This is a genomic window from Streptomyces sp. NPDC054770, assembly GCF_053611985.1.
Genome location: NZ_JBSHBL010000051.1, coordinates 15,521 through 39,321, shown reverse-complemented (window position 1 = coordinate 39,321; position 23,801 = coordinate 15,521). Strand labels below are relative to the sequence as shown.

Genomic DNA, 23,801 nt, shown 5'->3' with positions numbered 1-23,801 from the left:
CCCTCAGGGTGGCATGACAGGACCCCGACAGCCAACGGTGCGACGTAAAGTCGGCCGGGGCGGCCGGGGTCAGCCGGCGCTTACGATGCCCGCCGCCCGCGCCGCCGCCAGCCACTGCGGGAACTCGCCGACGAGACGGTCGTACAGCTCGCCGTCCGGCACCCTCCCCGGGTCCGCACCGGCGTGGAAGAAGCCCGCGTTGTCCACCGCCCGCTTCCCCGGCACCGCCAGTTCGTCGAGCTTGCGCAGGAAGTCGAACTGTTTGCTGTGCGGGTCGCCGAAGCCGACGAACTGCCAGAACAGCGGCAGCCTGGCCGCCTTGCACAGGTAGCGTTCCGCGGCGAGCTTGTTGATCGGGCCGCCGTCGGTCTGGAAGACGACCAGGGCGGGGTCCGTGGCGCCGCTGTCGAGGTAGTGGTCGATCACGGCGTCCATGGCCAGGTGGTAGCTGGTCTTGCCCATGTGCCCGAGCCCGGCCGCGATCTTCTCGATCCGGCCCGTGTGTGCGGCCAGTTCGATGTCGGTGACCGCGTCGATGTCGGTGGAGAAGAAGACGACGGGGACCCGGCCGTCGTCGTCCAGGTGTGCGGAGAGGCCGAGGACCCGGTCGGCGAGTGCCTGCACGCTGCCGTCCGCGTAGTACGGCTTCATCGAGCCGGAGTAGTCGACCACCAGGTAGACGGCGGCCCGCAGCCCGTCGAGGCCGTGCTTGGTGAGGGAGATTCCAGCCGACTTGTAGGAGTCGACCAGCGCGGGCGCGGTCTGCTCCACCTTGCTGAGACTGATCGCGGCCATCCCCGGCTCCCCCTCGACTCGTGGTCAGGAGGCCGAGATTACTTGATCAGCGGACATGCGGCGGCGCCTGCCCAGTCGTCCGGTCGGGGACTGTGGGGCCGGCGCCGTCTCGGGGGGTCTGGGGGGGGATCCCCCCAGATATCCCGCCCGTACGCCTTTGTACGGGACGTTCTTCGGGGTGGGTCAGACCATCAGCGAGCGGTCCGTCGGGCGGATCGGGGCCGGGAGGTCGCTGGCGCCGGTGAGGAAGCGGTCGACGCCCTTGGCGGCCGAGCGGCCCTCGGCGATCGCCCAGACGATCAGGGACTGGCCGCGGCCCGCGTCACCGGCGACGAAGACGCCGGGGACGTTGGTCTGGAAGTCGGCGTCGCGGGCGACGTTGCCGCGCTCGTCGAGCTCAAGACCGAACTGGTCGACCACGCCGTTGACCCGGTCGGTGCCGGTGAAGCCCATGGCCAGGGTGACCAGCTGGGCCGGGATCTTGCGCTCGGTGCCCGGCTTCGGGGTCAGCCTGCCCTCGATGAACTCCACCTCGGTGAGGTGCAGCCACTGGACGTTGCCGTCCTCGTCGCCCTCGAAGTGGGTGGTGGAGACGGAGTAGACCCGCTCGCCGCCCTCCTCGTGCGCCGAGGTGACCTTGTAGAGCATCGGGAAGGTCGGCCACGGCTGGTTCGGCGCCCGGTCCTCGCCCGGACGGGGCATGATCTCCAGCTGGGTGACCGAGACCGCGCCCTGGCGGTGGGCGGTGCCCACGCAGTCCGCGCCGGTGTCGCCGCCGCCGATCACGACCACGTGCTTGCCCTCGGCCGAGATGGGCGACACCACGTAGTCGCCCTCCTGGACCTTGTTGGCCAGCGGCAGGTACTCCATCGCCTGGTAGACGCCCTTGAGCTCGCGGCCGGGGACCGGGAGGTCACGGGCGGTGGTGGCGCCGGCGGCGATGACGACCGCGTCGTACCGCTTCTTCAGGTCGGTCGCCTTGAGGTCGCGGCCGATCTCGATGCCGGTACGGAAGCGGGTGCCCTCCGCGCGCATCTGCTCGATACGGCGGTTGATGTGCCGCTTCTCCATCTTGAACTCGGGGATGCCGTAGCGGAGCAGGCCGCCGATGCGGTCGGCGCGCTCGTAGACGGCGACGGTGTGGCCGGCCCGGGTGAGCTGCTGGGCGGCGGCCAGGCCCGCGGGGCCCGAGCCGATGACGGCGACGGTCTTGCCGGACAGGCGCTCGGGGGCCTGCGGGGCGACGGTCCCGGCCTCCCACGCCTGGTCGATGATGGAGACCTCGACGTTCTTGATGGTGACGGCCGGCTGGTTGATGCCGAGCACGCACGCCGACTCGCACGGGGCCGGGCACAGGCGGCCCGTGAACTCCGGGAAGTTGTTCGTGGCGTGCAGGCGCTCCGACGCCGCCGGCCAGTCCTCGCGGTAGGCGAAGTCGTTCCACTCGGGGATGAGGTTCCCGAGCGGACAGCCGTTGTGGCAGAACGGGATGCCGCAGTCCATGCACCGGCTGGCCTGCTTGCTGATGATCGGCAGCAGCGAGCCCGGGACGTAGACCTCGTTCCAGTCCTTGACGCGCTCGGTGACGGGACGGGTCTTGGCGACCTCACGGCCGTGGTTCAGGAAGCCCTTCGGGTCAGCCATTGATCGCCGCCTCCATCATCTTCTCGTGGGTCTCGGTCTCGGAGAGACCCGCTCGCTCGGCGGCGTCCTTGGCGGCGAGCACTGCCTTGTAGGTACCGGGGATGATCTTGCTGAACCGCTGTACGGCCGTGTCCCAGTCGGCGAGCAGCTTCTCGGCGACCGTGGAGCCGGTGTCCTCGGCGTGCCGGCGCACCACGTCGTGCAGCCACTGCCTGTCGCTGTCGTCGAGGGCCTCGACGGCGTCCACATTGCCCACGTTGACGTTGTCGACGTTCAGGTCGATCACGTACGCGACGCCACCGGACATGCCGGCCGCGAAGTTGCGGCCCGTCTCGCCGAGGACCACCGCGTGGCCGCCGGTCATGTACTCGCAGCCGTGGTCGCCCACGCCCTCCGAGACCACCAGCGCGCCGGAGTTGCGGACGCAGAACCGCTCGCCGGTACGGCCGCGCAGGAACAGCTCGCCGCCGGTCGCGCCGTACGCGATGGTGTTGCCCGCGATGGTGGAGTACTCGGCGAGGTGGTCGGCCGCGCGGTCCGGGCGGACGATGACACGGCCGCCGGAGAGGCCCTTGCCGACGTAGTCGTTGGCGTCGCCCTCCAGGCGGAGCGTGACACCGCGGGGCAGGAAGGCGCCGAAGGACTGGCCGGCCGAGCCGGTGAAGGTGATGTCGATGGTGTCGTCGGGCAGACCCGCGCCGCCGAACTTCTTCGTCACCTCGTGGCCGAGCATGGTGCCGACCGTGCGGTTGATGTTGCGGACCTTGACCTGGGCGCGCACCGGCTGGGCGTCGGTGGCGCTGGAGGCGGCCAGGGCGTCGGAGGCGAGCTTGATCAGCTCGTTGTCCAGGGCCTTCTCCAGGCCGTGGTCCTGCGCGACGGTCCGGTGCAGGGCAGCACCCTCGGGCAGCTCGGGCACGTGGAAGAGCGGGGCCAGGTCCAGGCCCTGGGCCTTCCAGTGGTCGACGGCACGGGTGACGTCGAGCGTCTGCGCGTGGCCGACGGCCTCCTCGATGGAGCGGAAGCCCAGCTCGGCGAGGATCTCGCGGACCTCCTCGGCGATGAACCTGAAGAAGTTCACCACGTACTCGGCCTTGCCGGTGAAGCGGTCGCGCAGCACCGGGTTCTGGGTGGCGACGCCGACCGGGCAGGTGTCGAGGTGGCAGACGCGCATCATGATGCAGCCGGAGACGACGAGCGGCGCGGTCGCGAAACCGAACTCCTCGGCGCCGAGCAGCGCGGCGATGACCACGTCACGGCCGGTCTTCAGCTGGCCGTCGGTCTGCACGACGATCCGGTCGCGCAGGCCGTTGAGCAGCAGGGTCTGCTGGGTCTCGGCGAGGCCGAGCTCCCAGGGGCCGCCCGCGTGCTTCAGGCTCGTGAGAGGAGACGCACCCGTACCGCCGTCGTGGCCGGAGATGAGCACGACGTCCGCGTGGGCCTTGGACACACCGGCCGCGACCGTGCCGACGCCGACCTCGGAGACCAGCTTGACGTGAATCCGCGCCTGCGGGTTCGCGTTCTTGAGGTCGTGGATCAGCTGGGCGAGGTCCTCGATGGAGTAGATGTCGTGGTGCGGCGGCGGGGAGATCAGGCCGACACCGGGGGTGGAGTGCCGGGTCTTGGCGACCCACGGGTAGACCTTGTGGCCGGGCAGCTGGCCGCCCTCGCCGGGCTTGGCGCCCTGGGCCATCTTGATCTGGATGTCGTCCGCGTTGACCAGGTACTCGGAGGTCACGCCGAAGCGGCCGGAGGCGACCTGCTTGATGGCGCTGCGGCGCGCCGGGTCGTACAGGCGGTCCGGGTCCTCGCCGCCCTCACCGGTGTTGGACTTGCCGCCCAGCTGGTTCATGGCGATGGCGAGGGTCTCGTGGGCCTCGCGCGAGATGGAGCCGTAGGACATGGCGCCGGTGGAGAAGCGCTTGACGATCTCGGAGACCGGCTCGACCTCGTCGACGGAGATGGCTTCCCGGTCGCTCTTGAAGCCGAAGAGGCCGCGCAGCGTCATCAGGCGCTCGGACTGCTCGTTCACGCGGTCCGTGTACTTCTTGAAGATGTCGTAGCGGTTCGCGCGGGTCGAGTGCTGGAGGCGGAAGACCGTCTCCGGGTCGAACAGGTGCGGCTCGCCCTCGCGGCGCCACTGGTACTCGCCGCCTATGTCGAGGGCGCGGTGCGCCGGGGCGATGCCGGAGGCCGGGTAGGCCTTGGCGTGGCGGGCGGCGACCTCCTTGGCGATGACGTCGATGCCGACGCCGCCGATCTTGGAGGCGGTGCCGTTGAAGTACTTGTCGACGAAGCCCGCTTCGAGACCGACGGCCTCGAAGACCTGGGCGCCACGGTAGGAGGCGACGGTGGAGATGCCCATCTTGGACATGACCTTCAGGACGCCCTTGCCGAGGGCGTAGATCAGGTTGCGGATGGCCTGCTCGGCCTCCATGCCCGGCAGGAAGGTGCCCGCGCGGGTCAGGTCCTCGACGGACTCCATGGCCAGGTACGGGTTCACGGCGGCGGCGCCGAAGCCGATCAGCAGCGCGACGTGGTGGACCTCGCGGACGTCACCGGCCTCGACGAGCAGGCCCACCTGGGTGCGCTGCTTGGTGCGGATGAGGTGGTGGTGGACGGCCGCGGTGAGCAGCAGCGACGGGATCGGCGCGTGCTCGGCGTCCGAGTGCCGGTCCGACAGGACGATGAGGCGGGCGCCGTTCTCGATGGCCGCGTCGGCCTCGGCGCAGATCTCCTCGATCCGCGCGGCGAGGGAGTCGCCGCCGCCGGAGACCCGGTACAGGCCGGAGAGGGTCGCGGCCTTGAAGCCGGGCATGTCGCCGTCTGCGTTGATGTGGATGAGCTTGGCCAGCTCGTCGTTGTCGATCACCGGGAAGGGCAGCACGACCGAGCGGCAGGAGGCGGCGTTCGGGTCGAGCAGGTTGCCCGCGGGGCCGAGGGACGAGCGCAGCGAGGTGACGAGCTCCTCGCGGATCGCGTCCAGCGGCGGGTTGGTGACCTGCGCGAAGAGCTGGGTGAAGTAGTCGAAGAGCAGGCGCGGGCGCTCGCTCAGCGCGGCGATCGGCGAGTCGGTGCCCATGGAGCCGATCGGCTCGGCGCCGGCCTTGGCCATCGGCGCGAGGATGACGCGCAGCTCTTCCTCGGTGTAGCCGAAGGTCTGCTGGCGGCGGGTGACCGAGGCGTGGGTGTGCACGATGTGCTCGCGCTCGGGCAGGTCGGAGAGCTCGATCTCGCCGGCCTCCAGCCACTCGGCGTACGGCTGCGCGGCGGCGAGGCCGGCCTTGATCTCGTCGTCCTCGATGATGCGGTGCTCGACGGTGTCGACGAGGAACATCCTGCCCGGCTGGAGGCGGCCCTTGCGGACCACCTTGGCGGGGTCGATGTCGAGGACGCCGACCTCGGAGCCGAGGACGACCAGGCCCTCGTCGGTGACCCAGTAGCGGCCGGGGCGCAGACCGTTGCGGTCGAGAACGGCGCCGACCTGGGAGCCGTCGGTGAAGGTGACGCAGGCGGGGCCGTCCCAGGGCTCCATCATCGTGGCGTGGAAGCCGTAGAAGGCGCGCCGGGCGGCGTCCATGGAGTCGTGGTTCTCCCACGCCTCGGGGATCATCATCAGCACGGAGTGCGGCAGCGAACGCCCGCCCAGGTGCAGGAGCTCCAGCACCTCGTCGAAGGACGCCGAGTCGGAGGCGTCGGGCGTACAGATCGGGAAGACCCGGTCGAGCTTCTCCTGCGGACCGAACAGGTCGGAGACCAGCTGGGACTCGCGGGCGACCATCCAGTTCCGGTTGCCCTTGACGGTGTTGATCTCACCGTTGTGGGCGACGAAGCGGTAGGGGTGGGCGAGCGGCCACGACGGGAAGGTGTTCGTGGAGAACCGGGAGTGCACGAGCGCGATCGCGGATGCGAAGCGGCGGTCGGACAGGTCCGGGAAGAAGGGCTCCAGCTGGCCGGTGGTCAGCATGCCCTTGTAGACGATGGTCCGCGCGGACAGCGACGGGAAGTAGACGCCCGCCTCGCGCTCGGCGCGCTTGCGCAGCACGAACGCCTTGCGGTCCAGCACGATGCCCTCGCTGGCGCCGTCGGTCACGAAGACCTGCCGGAAGACCGGCATGGTGGAGCGAGCGGTGGCGCCCAGCAGCTGCGGGGCGACCGGGACCTCGCGCCAGCCGAGGACGGTCAGGCCCTCCTCGTCCGCGATCGTCTCGATCCGCGAGATGGCGTCCTGGGTGCCGTCCTCCGGGAGGAAGGCGATGCCGACGGCGTACGAACCGGCGGCCGGCAGCTCGAATCCGGCCACCTCGCGGAAGAAGGCGTCGGGCACCTGGGAGAGCAGGCCCGCGCCGTCGCCGGAGTCGGGCTCGGAGCCGGTCGCGCCGCGGTGCTCCAGGTTGCGCAGAACCGTGAGCGCCTGCTCGACCAGCGCATGGCTCGCCTCGCCGGTGAGGGTGGCCACGAAGCCGACGCCACAGGCGTCGCGCTCGTTGCGGGGGTCGTACATACCCTGCGCAGCAGGGCGAGCATCCATGAAGGACCAGTTTCGGCCGTTCGTGGAGTGCTGGGACGGCTGGCGCGGCGTACGCATCGGCTCTCCCGTCGTCGTCAGTGGCGTATAGCAGGTGCCGAGGGACGACGCTGGCCCTCTGCGTTTTTGTTGCGAAATTTCACGCAGGTTACATGATGGAGCGGTTCTCGGGAACCGGATACACCGTTCCAACATGCGGACGCCGCAGGGGTTTACGGCGAGTACCGCGCAGGGCGGTGAAGGTGGTGGGGGACCGATCCGGACAGATCCGTGTCCATCGGTCCGCAGGTGCGGGGGTGAGCGTCGCGCCACCCCACAGGTGCATGGCAGGCCTCATTGCCTGCGGCGCTTACGGCTCATGCCCAGTGGTTAAGCATTCGAAACCAGCGAGTAACGGGTACTTATGCGGCCCAACGCATAGCTACCAGTTTTCCTATCCTACGGCCGTCCCGATCAGGGTGCCCAGGGCGTACGTCACACCGGCCGCCGCACCGCCCAGCGCGAGCTGCCGCAGACCGCTGAACCACCAGCTCCGCGCGGTCACCTTGGCCACCACGGCACCACAGCCGAACAGCCCGACGAGCGCCAGCAGCAGGGCGGGCCAGAGCGCGGTGGCGCCGAGCAGGAACGGCAGCACGGGCAGCAGTGCGCCCAGCGCGAACGAGCCGAAGGACGAGACGGCGGCGACCAGCGGCGAGGGCAGGTCGCCGGGGTCGATCCCGAGCTCCTCCCGGGCGTGTATCTCCAGCGCCTGCTCCGGATCGGCGGAGAGCTGCCGGGCGACCTCCCGGGCCAGCCCCGCCTCGACGCCTCTCGCCTCGTACAGCGCGGCCAGCTCGGCCTCCTCGTCCTGCGGGTGCCTGCGCAGCTCCCGGCGCTCCACGTCCAGCTCGGCCTCGACGAGCTCGCGCTGCGAGGCGACGGAGGTGTACTCGCCGGCGGCCATCGAGAAGGCACCGGCGGCCAGTCCCGCGAGCCCGGTGATGACGATGGTCTGGTGGCCGACGGTCCCGCCCGCCACGCCGGTCATCAGGGCGAGGTTGGAGACCAGCCCGTCCATGGCCCCGAAGACGGCGGGCCGCAGCCAGCCCCCGTTCACATCCCGGTGGGTGTGGTTGTCACGGTGGGCTTCGTGGAGCGTCGCCTGAGTCTCGATGACGGCCATGAGGAATCCCCCAAAAGGTCTCGCGGTGTGCCCCGAATAAGCTGAGGCAAAGCTAACTTTGGACAAGTTCTATCTTTCGACAACGCTGACGTTACGCCGCGGCATTCCCCGCCGCCAGCAAGGAGAGGCTGGGCTAACCTGCGGTTTTACCCCGCCCCGCTCACACGTGCGAGACCCTGCACAGATGTCGACCGGGTGATGTAAAGCCCCTCCAGGCTGCGGTCAACCGCCGTTGGTGGGACACATCCGCAAACGGTTCCGCGCCCCGGCGCGCAGCCCCTCCCGGAGAGGCCCGCCCATGTCATCGAGCGTCTGCACACCGCCGGTCCCCGCTTCCGGGGAGCCCGCCTCCGAACTGCGCGACCGGGCTCGGGGCGCGCTGCTGGGCCTGGCCGTGGGCGACGCGCTCGGGGCACCGGCGGAGAACATGAAGCCGTCCGAGATCCGCGCCCGCTGGGGCCGCATCACGGGATACGTGGCCGACCGTCCCGCGGGCACGGACGACACCGAGTACGCGATCTTCTCCGGCCTGCTCCTCGCCCGGCACGGCTCGGCCCTCACCCCGGCCCACGCCGAGGCGGCCTGGCACGAGTGGATCGCCGACCGCGCCGAGGGCCCCTTCAAGGGCGCAGGCTTCAGCGAACGCGGCACCCTGGAGAACCTCCGCCGGGGCCTCGCCGCCCCCATCTCCGCCCAGCACCGGCATGCCTGGAGCGACGGTCTCGCCATGCGGGCGGCCCCCTTCGGCGTCTTCGCGGCGGGCCGCCCCGTCGAGGCGGCCCGGCTCGTCGCCATCGACGGCTCGGTCAGCCACGAGGGCGAGGGCATCTACGGCGGCCAGGCGGTGGCGGCGGGCGTGGCGGCGGCGATGGCGGGCGCCCCTCCTACGGCGGTGATCGCGGCGGCGCTGGCGGTGATCCCGGACGACTCCTGGACGGCCCGCTCCCTGCGCCGAGCCGTCTCGGTGGCCCACCGCGGCGAACGGGCGGTCCGCTCCGCGGTCGTCATCGGCGGCTACCCGTGGACCGACCTGGCCCCGGAGGCGGTGGCCCTCGCCTACGGCGCGTACGCGGCGGCGGACGGCGACTTCCGGGACGCGGTGCTGACGGCCGTGAACATGGGGCGCGACGCCGACACGACGGCCGCGGTGGCCGGCGCGCTGGCGGGCGCGACCCGGGGAGAGACCTCGATCCCACCGGACTGGGCGGCGGCGATCGGCCCGGCCCGAGGCAGCTGCCTGCCGTCGATGGCGGGACACCACGTGCTGGAGGTGGCGGACCTGCTGACGGGAGCGCCTCCGACACAGCCCGAGCCGGAGCCCTCGACACCAGCGCCGCTACCGACCGAGCTGCGGCCTTGGGCGTCAGCCGCCCCACCGACCGACCCGCCCGGCCTCATCCCGACCGAACCGCAGCCTTCCACCCCAGCCTTCCTGCCCACCGACCCACAACCCTCCACGCCAGCCTTCCTGCCCACCGACCCGCAACCCCCCACGCCGGCCTTTCTGCCTACCGAGTCGGGTGGTGGGTGGGCGAGGTCTTGGGGGTCCAGGGGGCGGAGCCCCCTGGGGGTCGGCTGCGGTGAGGGGCTCCGGTGAACCGGCGGCACATCGAGGGCCTCCTGCTGGGCCTCGCCGCAGGCGACGCCGCCGGGTGGCCTTCCGCGCGGCACCGTGCGGCCCGTATGCCGGAGTGGACCCGCCGTCTCACCCGTGAACTCGACACCTTCGCCGAGCAGAACGCGACCACCACCCTCCCCGTCCCCATCGCCCTCAACCAACCCCCCGAGCCCCTCCGCCTCGGCCCCTCCGACGACGCCGAGTGGGCGGCCTTCGCCGCGGAGGCCGTCCTGCGCGCCGGCGACGACACCGCCCTCGGCGACCTCAGCCGTGAGCTCCGTACCCGCGCCGCCATCGACCTCACCTGGACCGCGGTCGCCTCCGAGGTCGCCGCCGCGGCCGAACGCGCCCCGGAGATCGAGTCGGCCGTACTCCCCCTGCGCGCCCGCATCTCCGTCCGCGCCGGACTCGGCAACCTCGCCGCCGGCCTGCGCCCGCCCGCCACCGGCCACGACAACCCGCACTACTTCGACGACGCCGCCTGCGTCCGCGCCTGCGCCCTCGCCGTCGCCCACCCCGGCGACCCCCAACGCGCAGCCGACCTCGCCGAGTTCGACGCCCGCTACACCCAGGACGGCGACGGCGTGCACGGCGCCCGTGCCATGGCCGCGGCCCTCGCCCTCGCCCTGGTCGGCGCCGAGGCCGAGACCTGTGCGGCCGCGGCGCTCGCCGAACTCCCCGAGTCCACCGAGATCGGCCGCAACGCCCGGCACGCCCTCACCCTCGCCGGCACCGCGGACTCCGCGTTCGCCCTGGTCCCCCTCCTCGAACACCAAATCGTCGACCACGTCTACAGCTACGGCATCGCCGCCGCCGAGACCGTCCCGGTGGCCCTCGCCCTCGCCACCGCCGCGCGCGGCCGGATCGCCGAGGCCGTACCCGCCGCCGCCTGCCTGTCGAGGGTCGCCGACTCCGCCCCCGCCCTGGCCGGAGCGCTCACCGGCGCCCTCGGCGGCGCCGATTCGATCCCGCCGTCCTGGCGGGACGCCTGCCGCACCCTCTCCGGCTGCGCCCTCCCCCGCCTCACCGGCACCGATCTCGTGGAACTCGCCGAACTCCTGGAAGCCACACAACCGGACCGTCCAGGTGGATGATTCGGTGCATGACGCCCAAAGGAGAAGAAAGCGCCGGAGCTTCGCTCGACGACCGGATCACCGGAGCGCTGGTCGGGGCCGCCGTCGGCGACGCCCTCGGCGGTCCGGTCGAGGGCTACTCCCCCGACCAGATCCTCGAACGCCACGGCGGCCGCGTCCACGGCATCGTCGGCCCCTGGAACGGCGACGCCTGGCGCACCGCCCGCCCCATCGCGCCGTACCACAAGGGCGACGGACACGTCACCGACGACACCTTGATGACCCATGCGCTGGTACGGGTGTACGACCGGGTCCGCGACCACCTCGACGCGTACGCGATCGCCGACCACCTGGTCCCGGACCTGATGACCACCCCCCGCTGGATCCCGGAACTGGAGGCGGAGGCCCTCCCCCTGCACCGCGTCTTCCTCGCCGAGAAGTGGCTCGTGACCCGCCTCCACTACGGCCATGCCGACCCCCGCGAGGCCGGCGTCGGCAACATCGTCAACTGCGGTGCGGCGATGTACATGGCCCCGGTCGGCCTGGTCAACGCGGCGAACCCGCGGGCCGCGTACGCCGAGGCGCTGGACATCACGGGCGCCCACCAGTCGTCGTACGGCAGGGAGGCGGCGGGCGTCTTCGCGGCGGCGGTCGCGGCGGCGACGGCGCCCGGCGCGACACCGGACTCGGTGATCGGCGTCTGCCTGTCCCTGGCGAAGGACGGCACCCGCGAGGCGATCGAACGCGTCTGTGAAACGGCGGCACGGCACGCCGACTTCGAGTCGGCGCTCGTCCCGCTCCGCGCCGCCGTCGCCCCCTACGACACGGTCGGCCCGGACTACCGCGCCCCCTCCCTCGGCGCCCGCCGCCCCTCCCGTCTGCACGCCATCGAGGAACTCCCCGTCGCCCTGGGCATGTTGCTGGTGGCGGACGGCGACTACCGCCAGGCGGTGCTCGGTTCCGTCAACTACGGCCGGGACTGCGACTCCATCGCGACGATGGCGGGCGCGGTCGCCGGTGCGCTGGGCTCCGCCGTGCCGGAGGAGTGGTCGAAGCGGGTCGCGGAGGCCAGCCGCCTCGACCTCTGGGAACCGCCCCGTGTCCTGGCCGGCGTGGCCCGGGAGGTCTTCGCCCGCGACACCGGACGCCGCCGCACCCATGAGGAGTCCTTCGCCCGCCTCGGAGGCCAGAGTTGCTCCGACTGACCTGGGTCCAGCCGGAGGACCTGCTGGGCCATGAGCTGCGCCAGGCGCGGCAGGACGGCCGGGAGCCGGCCGCGATCGAGGCGAGGTGGCGGGCGGCGGGGGGCGCGGACGCGCCGAGCCGGGCCGGTGCGTCGGAGCGGCGGGCGTCACGCTATATCCGCCAGCTGGCGGAGGACCTCCTCGACGAACTCGCGGACCTTCCGAGTCGGTTGAACGAGCCGACGGATCTGGCCGAGATCAAGGCGCTGTGTCCGGAGTGGCCGTCGTACAGCTGCGGCCCGGTGGGGGTTGCTCGCGCAGTTCCCCGCGCCCCTAAAGGGGCGCTACAGTCGCCGCTTCTTTCCAGCTCAGCCGCGGGCAGTCGGGCCGCTGGGGCGGCACGGGTGGGCGCGGGCGGCACCCTGCCAGCGCAGGTGAGCGTCCCCACCCCCCGGCCCCCGCACCCCCGCACCTACCACGCCGCCTGGCTCGGCCGAGCCGTCGGCTGTCTGCTCGGCAAGCCCGTCGAGAAGCTTCCCCTGCACGCGATCCGCGAACTCGCCCGCGCCTCCGGCAACTGGCCCCTGAACCACTACTTCACCGCCCACGGCGTCCCCGCCGAACTCCTCTCCGCCCACCCCTGGAACCGCCGCTCGGCCGCCACCTCCCTCGCCGAGAACATCGACGGGATGCCCGAGGACGACGACCTCAACTACCCCCTCCTCAACCTCCTCCTGCTGCAACGCCACGCCAAGGGCTTCAGCACCACCGACGTGGCCGCCCTCTGGCTCGACGAACTCCCCGCCGGCCGTACCTTCACCGCCGAACGCATCGCCTACCGCAACCTCCTCACCGGCGTCGAACCCCCGTACACCGCCCGCCACCGCAACCCCTTCCGCGAGTGGATCGGCGCCCTGATCCGCGCCGATGTGCACGGCTGGACCAACCCCGGCGACCCGGCCGCCGCGGCCGAACAGGCGCACCGCGACGCCACCCTCACCCACACCGCCAACGGCGTCTACGCGGCGATGTTCACGGCGGCCGTCATCGCCACCGCCGCCACCGGCACCCACGACGTCCACGCCTGCCTGCGCACCGGCCGATCCGTCGTCCCGCCCCGCTCGCGCCTCGCCCACGCCGTCGACCACGCGATCCGTCTCGCCGGGGAACACGACGACTTCGACACCGTCGTGGACGAACTCCACGCCACCCACTCCCCCATCCACCACTGGGTGCACGCCATCCCCAACACCGCCCTGACCGCCGCCGCTCTCACCCACGCCGACGGCGACTTCACCGGCTCCGTCTGCCGCGCGGTGAGCGGCGGTTGGGACACCGACTCGAACGGCGCGACCGCCGGCTCCGTCGCCGGCCTGCTCGCGGGCGACCCCGACGCCCTCCCCGACCGCTGGACGACCCCGCTCAAGAACCGACTCGCCACCTCCGTCGCCGGTTTCGACGGCACCGGCTTCGACGCCCTCGCCCACCTCACCCACCTGGAGGCGACCCGCTCATGACCCATATCGCCGTACTCGGCAGCACGAACATGGACCTCGTCGCGTACGCCGAGAAGGCCCCGCAGCTCGGCGAGACCGTGACGGGACGGGCGTTCCGTACGATCCCCGGCGGCAAGGGCGCCAACCAGGCGATCGCCGCCGCCCGCGCCGGCGCCACCGTCTCGATGATCGGCGCGGTCGGCCATGACGCCTACGGCGTCCGGCTGCGCGAGACCCTGGAGCACTCCGGCGTGGACACCGACTCGCTCCGTACCATCGAGTGCGCCTCCGGCACCGCGCACATCGTCGTGGACGACGAGGGCGGCAACGCGATCGTCGTGGTCCCCGGCGCGAACGGCACCGTCGACCATCTCGCCCCGGGCGACGAGGGCGTCATCGCGTCCGCCGACACGCTCCTCCTCCAGCTGGAGATCCCCCTCGCGGCGGTCGTGGCGGGTGCGCAGGCCGCCCGCCGGCACGGCGTGCACACCATCCTCACCCCGTCCCCGGCCGGCCCCCTCCCGTCCGAACTCCTCGACAGCATCGACCTGTTGGTGGCCAACGAGCGGGAGGCCGTCGCACTCACCGAGCACACCGACCCGCGCGACGCGGCCGCCGCCCTGCTCGACCTGGTACCGCAGGTCGTGGTCACCCTGGGCGCGGCCGGCAGTCTCTACCTCACCCGCGACGCCCGGCCCCTCGTCATCCCCGCACCCCGGGTGACCGCCGTCGACTCGACGGGCGCGGGCGACACCTTCGTCGGCGCCCTCGCGGTCGCCCTGGCCGAGGAGAAACCGATCCGCGAGGCCCTGTCCTGGGCCGCCGCCGCGGCCGCGCTGGCCGTGCAGCGGGAGGGGGCGTCGACCTCGATGCCGTACCGCCCGGAGATCGAGGCCCAGTACACCGCATGAGTACGACACCCATGAGTACGACATCCATGAGTACGACGCCACAGCCCCCGCCCCTCACCGGTCTGCGCGTCCTCGATCTCGCGACCCTCTTCGCCGGTCCCCTCGCCGCCACCCTGCTCGGTGACTTCGGCGCCGAGGTCATCAAGGTCGAGCACCCCGCCAAGCCCGACCCCTCCCGGGGCCACGGCCCGGCCAAACAGGGCGTCGGCCTGTGGTGGAAGCTGCTCGGCCGCAACAAGCGCACCCTCACCCTCGACCTGTCCAAGCCGGGCGGCCGTGCCACCCTGCTCCGGCTCGCCGCCACCGCCGACGTGATCATCGAGAACTTCCGCCCCGGCACCCTGGAGAAGTGGGACCTGGGGTGGGAGGAGCTGTCCGCCGCCAACCCCCGGCTGGTCCTGACCCGGGTCACCGCCTTCGGCCAGTTCGGCCCCTACGCCCACCGACCCGGCTTCGGCACCCTCGCCGAGGCGATGAGCGGCTTCGCGGCGATCACCGGCGAACCGGACGCCCCGCCGACACTGCCCCCGTTCGGGCTCGCCGACTCGATCGCGGCGCTGGCCACCGCGTACGCCGTCATGACCGCGCTCGCGGCGCGGGACCGCACCGGCGAGGGCCAGGTCGTCGACATGGCGATCATCGAGCCGATCCTGGCCGTCCTCGGCCCCCAGGCCACCTGGTACGACCAGCTCGGCTACGTCCAGGCACGCACCGGCAACCGGTCCGCCAACAACGCCCCGCGCAACACCTACCGCACGGCGGACGGCAGCTGGGTCGCGGTGTCCACCTCGGCCCAGTCGATCGCCGAACGCGTGATGGGCCTGGTCGGGCGCCCGGAGCTGATCGACGAGCCGTGGTTCGCGACCGGTGCCGGACGGGCCGCGCACGCCGATGTCCTCGACGCGGCCGTCGGCGGCTGGGTCGCCACCCGCTCCCGCGCCGAGGTGCTGGCCGAGTTCGAGAAGGCGGAGGCGGCGGTGGCGCCGATCCAGGACGTACGGGACGTCATGGAGGACCCCCAGTACCAGGCCCTCGACACGATCACCACCGTCCCCGACCCCGAGCTGGGCCCGCTGCGCATGCAGAACGTCCTCTTCCGGCTCTCGGCCACCCCCGGCGCGATCCGCTGGACCGGCCGCCCGCACGGCGCCGACACCGACGAGGTCCTGACCGAGCTGGGGCTGACCCCGGCCGAGGTGCGGGCCCTGCGCGCGGAGGGCGCCGTATGACCTCCGTGCCGTTCCCGCTGACCTGGCTGTACGTCCCCGGCGACCGGCCGCACGTGGTCACCAAGGCGCTGGTCTCCGGAACCGACGTGGTGGTGATCGACCTGGAGGACGCGGTCGCCCCCGACCGCAAGGACTACGCCCGCGCCGCCACCGCCGACCTGCTCACCCACCCCCAGCCGGTCCCGGTCCACGTCCGGATCAACGCCCTGGACACCCCCTGGGCCCAGACCGACCTCCAGGCCCTTCTCTCGCTCCCCGGCCTGGCCGGACTCCGCCTCCCGAAAGTCACGGGCCCGGAAGACATCCGCCGCCTCGCCGTCCGGACCACCGCCCTCCCCCTCTACGCCCTGCTCGAATCGGCCCTGGGCATCGAACACGCCTACGCCATCGCCGGCGCCCATCCCGCCCTGCGGGGCATCTCCCTGGGCGAGGCGGACCTACGGGCCGACCTGGGTGTACGGGACGACATCGGCCTCGACTGGTCCCGCTCCCGGATCGTGGTCGCCGCGCGGGCGGCGGGCCTGGCCCCACCGCCCCAGTCGGTCCACCCCGACACCCGCGACCTGAACGGCCTCGCCGCCTCCTGTGCCCACGGCCGCGCCCTGGGCTTCCTGGGCCGCGCCGCGATCCACCCCCGGCAGCTCCCGATCATCGAACGGGCCTACCTCCCCACCGAGGCCGAACTCGAACAGGCGGAAACGGTCATCAAGGCAGCCACCACAGAACAGGGCGCCCAGGCCCTCCCCGACGGCAGCTTCATCGACGCAGCGGTAGTAGCAGCAGCCCGCAGAACCCTGACCTTGGTAAACCGCCGCTGACCACTTCCAGCCGCCACCCCCTTTCCCCACACACCCCCTTCCGGCAGCGGCCCCTTCCGCCGTACCCCCGTCCGCAGGCGCTTCCCTCCGCCGGTGATCTTTTCCACCGGCGGTCCCGGCCACCGGTGATCGCCTCCCCCGGCAGACCCAACCGCCGGTGTTCTTCTTCCGCCGCAGCGGCGAGACCCACGACGGTGCTGTCCGGCGGTGCCGGGCTCGGCGCAACCCGTGGGGCCGCATGCGAAGAGGGCGCCCGGTTCGAGACCGGGCGCCCTCTTCGTCGTATCGCAGCAGGTCAGCTCTTCTTCGTCGCCGACCCGGCCTCGTCCTTGACCTCGTCGGCGGACTCGTCCTCCGCTTCGGCTTCGGTCTCGTCCCCGGAAGCCTCCGCCTCCGGAGCGTCCTTCGCCTCGGCGGCCTCGGCGGCCTGGACGCCCTCACCGGCATCGTCGGCCTCGGTGTCCCCGTCGGAGACGCCCGGCTCGACCACCGTCTCCCGGCCCGGCCGCTTCTTCGCGGAGAGCACCATGTACAGCACCGCGAGCAGGAACACGATCATCGCGGTCCAGTCGTTCAGCCGCAGGCCGAGAATGTGGTGGGCGTCGTCGACGCGCATGTACTCGATCCAGCCGCGGCCCACGCAGTACGCCGCCACGTACAGCGCGAAGGCCCGGCCGTGCCCCAGCTTGAAGCGGCGGTCGGCCCACATCACGAGGAAGGCGACGCCGATGCACCACAGCGACTCGTAGAGGAAGGTCGGGTGGTAGTAGCCCGGCACCCGGCCGCCCTCGGAGGAGGTGATGTGCAGGGCCCACGGAACATGCGTCTCGCGGCCGTACAGCTCCTGGTTGAACCAGTTGCCCCAGCGGCCGATCGCCTGGGCCAAGGCGATGCCGGGGGCGATGGCGTCGGCGTAGGCCGGCAGCGGGATGCCCCGGCGCCGGCAGCCGATCCAGGCGCCCACCGCACCGAGCGCGATCGCGCCCCAGATACCGAGGCCGCCCTGCCAGACCTTGAACGCGTCGACCCAGTCACGGCCCGCGCTGAAGTACAGCTCGTAGTCCGTGATCACGTGGTAGAGGCGCCCGCCGACGAGGCCGAACGGCACGGCCCAGACAGCGATGTCGGCCACGGTGCCGGCCCGCCCGCCCCGGGCGATCCAGCGCTTGTTGCCGAGCCAGACGGCTACGAAGACACCGATGATGATGCAGAACGCGTAGCCGCGCAGCGGAATGGGACCGAGGTGGATCACTCCGCGCGAAGGGCTGGGAATGTAGGCGATTGTTTCCATGGCAGGGTCGACGCTACCGTGCCGGACCGGGGCGACGGCAACCAGCCCGGCTACGGCTCCATAACGGGGACGTGAGAATCGCTTACCCTCACCTACCCCTTGTTCGCGTCCTCGACCAGCTGCTTCAGCTTGGCCGGGGTCATGGTCTGGTCCTGGTAGATGTTCTTGCCGTCGAGCAGGACGGTCGGCGTGCCGCCGAACTTGGCCGCCTGGAAGGCCTGGTTGGACTTCACCACCCAGGAATTGTGCGTGCCGTTCTTGACGCACTTCTGGAACGCCGGGGTGTTCAGCCCCTCGACCTTGCCGGCCAGCTCGATCAGCTTGTCGTTGTTCGAGAACGCGTCGTCGGTTTCCTCCGGCTGGTTCTCATACAGCACGTCGTGGAAGTCGCGGAACTTGCCGGCGTCCTGGGCGCAGGCCGCCGCGTTGGCCGCGTTCCGGGAGCCGGTGCCGCCGAGGTTGCCGTCGATCAGCGTGACCAGGTGGTACTCGATTCTGAGCTTGCCGGAGTCGACCAGCTCATGGAGCGTCGGACGGTACGCAGTCTCGAAGGCCTTGCAGGCCGGGCAGCGGAAGTCCTCCCAGATGGTGAGCGTGGACTTGGCGCCGTCCTTGCCGACCGGGACCGCCAGGCTGTCCTTGCCCTGGGCACCCGAGGGCGCCACGACCGGACCCGAGCTCGCGCTGCCCTTGTCCTTGCCCGCGTTCGCGGCGACCACGCCGACCACCGCCGCCAGGCCCAGGACGCAGACGACGCTCGCGCCCACGATCAGCGCGCGCCGCCGCTTGTCCGCGGCCCGCTGCTTCTCGCGCTCGGCCGCCAGCCGCTCACGGGCCATCCGCTTTCCGTCACGATTCTTCTCGCTCACACCACCAGAACGAACCGGGGAGGCGCAGCGCGCCTCCCCGGTCCCAGGTCCACTCGTTCGAGTGACCGAATGTCCTGTTAGTTCCTGCCGGTGTTCCTGCGGGTCACACCTGTCGGCGCACACCCTTCGCCAGCTCACCGGCGAGGTCGCGGACGGCCGCCACCCCGGCCGCGTGGTCCGGCGCGTCCAGCATCCGCTTCACGAACGCCGAACCGACGATCACACCGTCGGCGAAGCCGGCGACCTCGGCGGCCTGGGCCGCGTCGGAGACGCCGAGACCGACGCAGACGGGCAGCTCGGTGCGGGTGGCGCGGGTGCGCTCGACCAGGTCCTGGGCCTGCGCGCCGACCGATTCCCGGGTACCGGTGACGCCCATCAGCGAGGCCGCGTAGACGAAGCCGCTGCCCGCCGCCGTGATCTTCGCGAGCCGCTCGTCCTTGCTGCTCGGCGCCACGACGAAGACCGTCGCGAGGCCGTGCTTCTCGGCGTGCTCCCGCCAGAGGGCCGACTCCTGCACCGGCAGGTCGGGCAGGATGCAGCCCGCGCCGCCCGCCTCGGCCAGCTCGGCGGTGAACCGCTCGACGCCGTAGCGGTCGATGGGGTTCCAGTAGGTCATGACGAGGATCGGCTTGCCGGTGGCCTCGTAGGCCTCCTTGACCGTGCGCATGACGTCCGCGATCTTCACACCGCCGCGCAGGGCGATGTCGTCGGCGGTCTGGATGACGGGACCGTCGAGGACCGGGTCGCTGTGCGGCAGGCCCACCTCCACGACGTCCGCGCCGCCGTCCAGGACGGCCTTGATCGCCTCGATGCCGCCGTCCACGGTCGGGAACCCGGCCGGGAGGTAGGCGATGAGCGCGGACCGGCCTTCGGCCTTGGCACCGGCGAGGGTGTCCGACAGCAGCTGCATGTTCCCGCTCACTTGGCGTCCCCCTCGATCTCGGCGGTGGCGGTGGCGTCGGCGGCGACCTCGGCGTCGGTGTCGTAGAGGCCGAAGTAGCGCGCGGCGGTGTCCATGTCCTTGTCGCCGCGCCCGGACAGGTTGACGACGATCAGCCCGTCCTTGCCGAGTTCCCTGCCGACCTCCAGGGCGCCGGCGAGGGCGTGGGCGCTCTCGATGGCCGGGATGATGCCCTCGGTGCGGGACAGCAGGCGCAGGGCCTGCATGGCCGCGTCGTCGGTGACCGCGCGGTACTCACCGCGGCCGGAGTCCTTGAGGTAGGAGTGCTCGGGGCCGATGCCCGGGTAGTCCAGACCGGCCGAGATCGAGTACGGCTCGGTGATCTGGCCCTCGTCGTCCTGGAGGACGTAGGACCGGGAGCCGTGCAGGATGCCGGGCTCGCCTGCGGTGAGGGTGGCCGCGTGCTCGCCGGTCTCGATGCCGTGCCCCGCGGGCTCGCAGCCGATGAGGCGGACGCCCTCGTCGGGGATGAAGGCGTGGAAGAGGCCGATGGCGTTGGAGCCGCCGCCGACGCAGGCGATCGCCGCGTCGGGGAGGCGGCCGGCCCGCTCCAGGAGCTGGCGGCGGGCTTCGACGCCGATGACCCGGTGGAAGTCGCGGACCATCGCCGGGAAGGGGCGCGGTCCTGCGACCGTGCCGAAGAGGTAGTGGGTGCGGTCGACGTTGGCCACCCAGTCGCGGAACGCCTCGTTGATGGCGTCCTTGAGGGTGCGGCTGCCGGACTTCACGGCGATGACCTCGGCGCCGAGCATGCGCATCCGGGCCACGTTGAGGGCCTGCCGCTGGGTGTCGATCTCGCCCATGTAGATGGTGCAGTCGAGGCCGAACAGCGCGCAGGCGGTGGCCGTCGCCACGCCGTGCTGGCCGGCGCCGGTCTCCGCGATCACGCGGGTCTTGCCCATGCGCTTGGTGAGCAGGGCCTGGCCGAGCACGTTGTTGATCTTGTGCGAGCCGGTGTGGTTGAGGTCCTCGCGCTTGAGGAACATCCGGACGCCGCCGGCGTGTTCCGCGAAGCGGGGCACCTCGGTGAGGGAGCTGGGGCGGCCGGTGTAGTTGACCAGCAGGTCGTCGAGTTCGCGGGCGAACTCGGGGTCGTGCTTGGCCTTGTCGTACTCGACGGCGACCTCGTCCACGGCGGCGACGAGGGCCTCCGGGATGAACTTGCCGCCGAAGGCGCCGAAGTAGCCCTCGGGAGAGGGCACCTGGCCTTCGGGGTCAGGGAAGAAGTAGTCGCTGGGCATGCGGAAACCTCACGGTGAGTGCGTGTGAAAAGACACTATTCGCCGTGGGGGCGGGGATATGTCCGATGGCTGCGAGCCGTCAGTGGTTGCTCGCGCCCGCGCGGCGGTAGCCGCACATCAAGTTCAGCCCCGCGCCCCTGACGGGGCGCTGCCATCGACGTCCGTTCACCTGCCCGGGTTCGTCACCGATGACGTACCGCACCCGGCGGCCGTGGACACGCCTCGCTGGGGCTCGGCAGCCCCTCGGGCGGCAGCCGCGCGCCAGGCGGGCGTACCGGTCCACGGTCGTCACGGTGAGAGTCATCGGGGTCAGCCTAGCGGGTGATCAGGGGCGGCCGTGCCGGAGTGCGGGGTGTTCGCCCGCCGCCACCAGGTCGGCCACCGCCGACTTGGGGTCGCGGCCGGTCACCAGGGACTCGCCGACCAGGACCGCGTCGGCGCCCGCGTTGGCGTACGCGATCAGGTCGTGCGGGCCGCGGACGCCGGACTCGGCGACCTTGACGATGTGGTCGGGGATCTCGGGGGCGACCCGCTCGAAGGTGGAGCGGTCGACCTCCAGGGTCTTCAGGTTGCGCGCGTTGACACCGATCACCTTGGCGCCCGCGTCCACCGCACGCTCGACCTCGTCCTCGTCGTGGACCTCGACGAGCGGGGTCAGGCCGATGGACTCGGCGCGCTCGATCAGCGACTCCAGGGCCGGCTGGTCGAGGGCCGCGACGATGAGCAGCGCGAGGTCGGCGCCGTACGCACGGGCCTCCCACAGCTGGTACGACGTGACGATGAAGTCCTTGCGCAGCACCGGGATGTCCACCCGGGCCCGGACCGCCTCCAGGTCGGCCAGCGAGCCGCCGAAGCGGCGCTGCTCGGTCAGGACGGAGATGACGGCCGCGCCGCCCGCCTCGTAGTCCGCGGCGAGCGCGGCCGGGTCGGCGATCGCGGCCAGCGCGCCCTTGGACGGGCTGGAGCGCTTGACCTCGCAGATGACCTTGACGCCCTCGCCGCGCAGTGCGGCCACGCCGTCCTTGGCGGCCCGCGCCTTCTCCGCGCGCTGCTTGAGCTCGTCGAGGCCGACGCGCGCCTGCCGTTCCGCGAGGTCGGCACGGACTCCGTCGATGATCTCGTCGAGCACACTCACGCGAGCGGTCCCCTTCCGGTTCCGGACGGTTCTTCCAGTCGGGTCAAAACCCATGGTCATATCGATGGTATCCGCAGGACGGCGCAGGCCTCGCATCCAGTTGACGCCAGGTCCCACTACCTGGACGTTCACCAGTTGATCAAGGATGCAGCCAGCCGCCGAAGGGCAGGTTCCGGACAACGGTGAAGACCAGCAGCAAAGCGCCGAGGCTCCACATCCCCACCGGCCTGAGCTCGATCCGGGCAGGTCGGCCGCGCACCGCGCGCGCCACCCAGACGGTCCACACCACGGCGAAGGCCAGATAGGCGACCACACCCGCCGCGTTGTCCCGCAGGGCGGCCAGGAAGTCCCCGTGGACGAACGCGTGCGCGCTGCGCAGGCCGCCGCAGCCGGGGCAGTACAGGCCGGTGAGCCGGTAGAGCGGGCAGACCGGGTAGTGGCCGGGCTGGTCGGGGTCGACGGTGCCGACGTAGGCGAAGGCTCCGACGACGGCGCCCAGCACCGAGACGGGCACGGCCAGCCGGCCCCGCAGGGAGGGCGTCACCGGTGGGGCGGCTGCGCTGCTGTCGGCGTTCACGCCTCGCATTGTGCCCCGTACGGTCGGCACACGCGCGCGAGGGGCGCCCCGGACCGGGTCCGGGGCGCCCCTCGAAAAGCGCGGGCGGTCAGCTCTCGGCGCCGACCGGCTCCCGGGTCGTGGTGGTGGCCGGGGCGCTGTGGGACGTCACCAGCGGGGCCCGCTTCGGCATGCCCAGACCCATGGCACTCATGATGGCGCCCACCACACCACCGAGGACCACGATCGCCATACCGGCCCAGAAACCCACCGGCTGCGCCATCACCATGAAGGCGCCCGCGACGCAGAAACCGATGATGGCGATGGTGACGCCGGTCCAGGCGGCCGGGGTGTGACCGTGGCTGTTGCCCGCCATGACTTGCTCCTCGTTGCTCGTACGTGTCCTTCCGGACGCTCACTCCCGATTGTCCCGCACCCACCCGGGTGCGATGAGCGGGGGTGGCGTCTGATTCGCCACATCGCCTGTAGCGCCCCGTAAGGGGCGCGGGGAACTGCGCGGCCAGCCACAACGGCGCCGCAGACAACCGACGACCCATAGCGGCGGCACTTACAGCGAAGCGTCACGCGCCGGTGGGATCCTCACCCCGGTCCAGCGCCTTCCAGATGTCCTCCGGCCGGTCCGGATCCACCGGCTTCGGCGCGCGGCGCGGCCGCTCCGCCCCCGTACCGCGCTCGTAGCGGCCGGACATGGCGGGCCACAGCCGGCCGTAGCGCAGCGCCAGCAGTCCGGCGACAAGGATCAGCGCCCCGCCTGCCGCGGCGACGTACGGCCAGCCGGTGTGGCTGAGGGCGTCGACCGTGGCGGACGTGTCACCGCTGGCCTCGGCGGCCTTCTCGTCGAGCGCGGAGCCGTCGGAGGCCCCCAGCAGGGCCGCGGCGGCGATGCCGGCGCCGGAGAGCGCGAGGAGCCCGGAGACCAGGAAGCGGCCCGCCCTGCGGACGGCGAAGACGGCGACGAGCGCGGCGAGGCCCACTATCGCGAGCGCCGCGGGGACGCCCGTGACGTCACTGCCCTTGGCGGTCAGCGGGAAGGCGCCACCGGCCACCGTCGCGGTGCCCTCCGCCCAGCGCTGCCGGCTGGACAGCAGGGCGACGGCCGCGCCGAGCGAGCCGAACAGCAGCGCGACGGCGAGGCTGCGGCGGCCGGACCGGGCGGGCTCGCCGGCTTCGGAACGGGGGTGAGGAACAGCAGTCACGTACTCCACTATCGCTTGAACCCCGGGCGAACGGTCACCCGGGGTCGGGTGAGAAGCGCCCCATTTACCC

Annotated in this window: 20 protein-coding genes; 7 read left to right on the top strand and 13 right to left on the bottom strand. The window is 72.0% G+C overall.

Features of this window, described 5'->3' with window-relative positions; all coding sequences use genetic code 11:
• Window positions 1-69: 69 nt before the first annotated feature.
• The 4 genes from ACWGKQ_RS34770 to ACWGKQ_RS34755 all read right to left on the bottom strand — a co-directional run bounded on the left by ACWGKQ_RS34770 (window position 70) and on the right by ACWGKQ_RS34755 (window position 8,132).
• Entirely contained in the window at window positions 70-795 is a 726-nt protein-coding gene (locus ACWGKQ_RS34770; RefSeq protein WP_453296005.1) for a vWA domain-containing protein, read from the bottom strand.
• Window positions 796-978: 183 nt separating this feature from the next.
• On the bottom strand, window positions 979-2,439 hold the full coding sequence (locus ACWGKQ_RS34765; RefSeq protein WP_453296004.1) for a glutamate synthase subunit beta: 1,461 nt from the start codon (window positions 2,437-2,439) through the stop codon (window positions 979-981).
• The gene (gene gltB, locus ACWGKQ_RS34760) at window positions 2,432-6,970 is read right to left on the bottom strand and encodes a glutamate synthase large subunit (RefSeq protein ID WP_453296003.1); all 4,539 of its coding nucleotides are present in this window, start codon (window positions 6,968-6,970) and stop codon (window positions 2,432-2,434) included. Before gltB ends, ACWGKQ_RS34765 begins: the two co-directional genes overlap by 8 nt.
• A 430-nt stretch (window positions 6,971-7,400) precedes the next feature.
• Window positions 7,401-8,132, bottom strand: coding sequence for a VIT1/CCC1 transporter family protein (locus ACWGKQ_RS34755; protein WP_453296002.1), 732 nt, complete (start codon window positions 8,130-8,132; stop codon window positions 7,401-7,403).
• Between the two features lie 298 nt (window positions 8,133-8,430).
• On the opposite strand from ACWGKQ_RS34755, the gene ACWGKQ_RS34750 reads away from it, so the two are divergent.
• From ACWGKQ_RS34750 to ACWGKQ_RS34720, 7 genes are read left to right on the top strand one after another with little or no spacing between them, the layout of a single operon-like run.
• Window positions 8,431-9,729 (top strand): ADP-ribosylglycohydrolase family protein, encoded by a 1,299-nt coding sequence (locus tag ACWGKQ_RS34750; RefSeq protein ID WP_453296001.1) that lies wholly within the window; start codon window positions 8,431-8,433, stop codon window positions 9,727-9,729.
• Window positions 9,726-10,844 carry an ADP-ribosylglycohydrolase family protein gene (locus ACWGKQ_RS34745; RefSeq protein WP_453296000.1) on the top strand — a complete coding sequence of 373 codons (1,119 nt, stop codon included), beginning with the start codon at window positions 9,726-9,728 and terminating at the stop codon, window positions 10,842-10,844. Before ACWGKQ_RS34750 ends, ACWGKQ_RS34745 begins: the two co-directional genes overlap by 4 nt.
• Window positions 10,845-10,852: 8 nt before the next feature.
• Window positions 10,853-12,028 carry an ADP-ribosylglycohydrolase family protein gene (locus ACWGKQ_RS34740; protein ID WP_453295999.1) on the top strand — a complete coding sequence of 392 codons (1,176 nt, stop codon included), beginning with the start codon at window positions 10,853-10,855 and terminating at the stop codon, window positions 12,026-12,028.
• Window positions 12,016-13,524 carry an ADP-ribosylglycohydrolase family protein gene (locus ACWGKQ_RS34735; protein ID WP_453295998.1) on the top strand — a complete coding sequence of 503 codons (1,509 nt, stop codon included), beginning with the start codon at window positions 12,016-12,018 and terminating at the stop codon, window positions 13,522-13,524. The genes ACWGKQ_RS34740 and ACWGKQ_RS34735 overlap by 13 nt, the downstream gene beginning before the upstream one ends.
• Window positions 13,521-14,414, top strand: coding sequence for a ribokinase (rbsK, locus tag ACWGKQ_RS34730; protein ID WP_453295997.1), 894 nt, complete (start codon window positions 13,521-13,523; stop codon window positions 14,412-14,414). Before ACWGKQ_RS34735 ends, rbsK begins: the two co-directional genes overlap by 4 nt.
• Window positions 14,411-15,643 carry a CaiB/BaiF CoA transferase family protein gene (locus ACWGKQ_RS34725; protein ID WP_453295996.1) on the top strand — a complete coding sequence of 411 codons (1,233 nt, stop codon included), beginning with the start codon at window positions 14,411-14,413 and terminating at the stop codon, window positions 15,641-15,643. The genes rbsK and ACWGKQ_RS34725 overlap by 4 nt, the downstream gene beginning before the upstream one ends.
• A complete protein-coding gene (locus ACWGKQ_RS34720; RefSeq protein WP_453295995.1) occupies window positions 15,640-16,461 on the top strand; it encodes an HpcH/HpaI aldolase/citrate lyase family protein in 822 nt (273 codons plus the stop codon). The genes ACWGKQ_RS34725 and ACWGKQ_RS34720 overlap by 4 nt, the downstream gene beginning before the upstream one ends.
• A gap of 295 nt (window positions 16,462-16,756) precedes the next feature.
• Here ACWGKQ_RS34720 and lgt read toward each other — a convergent pair whose 3' ends face one another.
• The 9 genes from lgt to ACWGKQ_RS34675 all read right to left on the bottom strand — a co-directional run bounded on the left by lgt (window position 16,757) and on the right by ACWGKQ_RS34675 (window position 23,740).
• On the bottom strand, window positions 16,757-17,752 hold the full coding sequence (gene lgt, locus ACWGKQ_RS34715; RefSeq protein ID WP_453295994.1) for a prolipoprotein diacylglyceryl transferase: 996 nt from the start codon (window positions 17,750-17,752) through the stop codon (window positions 16,757-16,759).
• A 92-nt stretch (window positions 17,753-17,844) separates the two neighbouring features.
• Window positions 17,845-18,621 (bottom strand): DsbA family protein, encoded by a 777-nt coding sequence (locus ACWGKQ_RS34710; protein ID WP_453295993.1) that lies wholly within the window; start codon window positions 18,619-18,621, stop codon window positions 17,845-17,847.
• Between the two features lie 103 nt (window positions 18,622-18,724).
• Window positions 18,725-19,543, bottom strand: coding sequence for a tryptophan synthase subunit alpha (trpA, locus tag ACWGKQ_RS34705; protein WP_453295992.1), 819 nt, complete (start codon window positions 19,541-19,543; stop codon window positions 18,725-18,727).
• Window positions 19,540-20,823 carry a tryptophan synthase subunit beta gene (trpB, locus tag ACWGKQ_RS34700; RefSeq protein WP_453295991.1) on the bottom strand — a complete coding sequence of 428 codons (1,284 nt, stop codon included), beginning with the start codon at window positions 20,821-20,823 and terminating at the stop codon, window positions 19,540-19,542. Before trpB ends, trpA begins: the two co-directional genes overlap by 4 nt.
• A 79-nt stretch (window positions 20,824-20,902) precedes the next feature.
• The gene (gene trpM, locus ACWGKQ_RS34695; RefSeq protein ID WP_393841167.1) at window positions 20,903-21,127 is read right to left on the bottom strand and encodes a tryptophan biosynthesis modulator TrpM; all 225 of its coding nucleotides are present in this window, start codon (window positions 21,125-21,127) and stop codon (window positions 20,903-20,905) included.
• A gap of 21 nt (window positions 21,128-21,148) precedes the next feature.
• Entirely contained in the window at window positions 21,149-21,958 is an 810-nt protein-coding gene (trpC, locus tag ACWGKQ_RS34690) for an indole-3-glycerol phosphate synthase TrpC (protein ID WP_453295990.1), read from the bottom strand.
• A 139-nt stretch (window positions 21,959-22,097) separates the two neighbouring features.
• Window positions 22,098-22,544, bottom strand: a complete 447-nt coding sequence (locus ACWGKQ_RS34685; protein WP_453295989.1) for a DUF2752 domain-containing protein — start codon at window positions 22,542-22,544, stop codon at window positions 22,098-22,100.
• A gap of 79 nt (window positions 22,545-22,623) precedes the next feature.
• Window positions 22,624-22,890: an HGxxPAAW family protein gene (locus ACWGKQ_RS34680; RefSeq protein ID WP_453295988.1), complete on the bottom strand. Its 267-nt coding sequence runs from the start codon at window positions 22,888-22,890 to the stop codon at window positions 22,624-22,626.
• A gap of 205 nt (window positions 22,891-23,095) precedes the next feature.
• Window positions 23,096-23,740 (bottom strand): TIGR02234 family membrane protein, encoded by a 645-nt coding sequence (locus tag ACWGKQ_RS34675; RefSeq protein ID WP_453295987.1) that lies wholly within the window; start codon window positions 23,738-23,740, stop codon window positions 23,096-23,098.
• Between the last annotated feature and the right edge of the window lie 61 nt (window positions 23,741-23,801).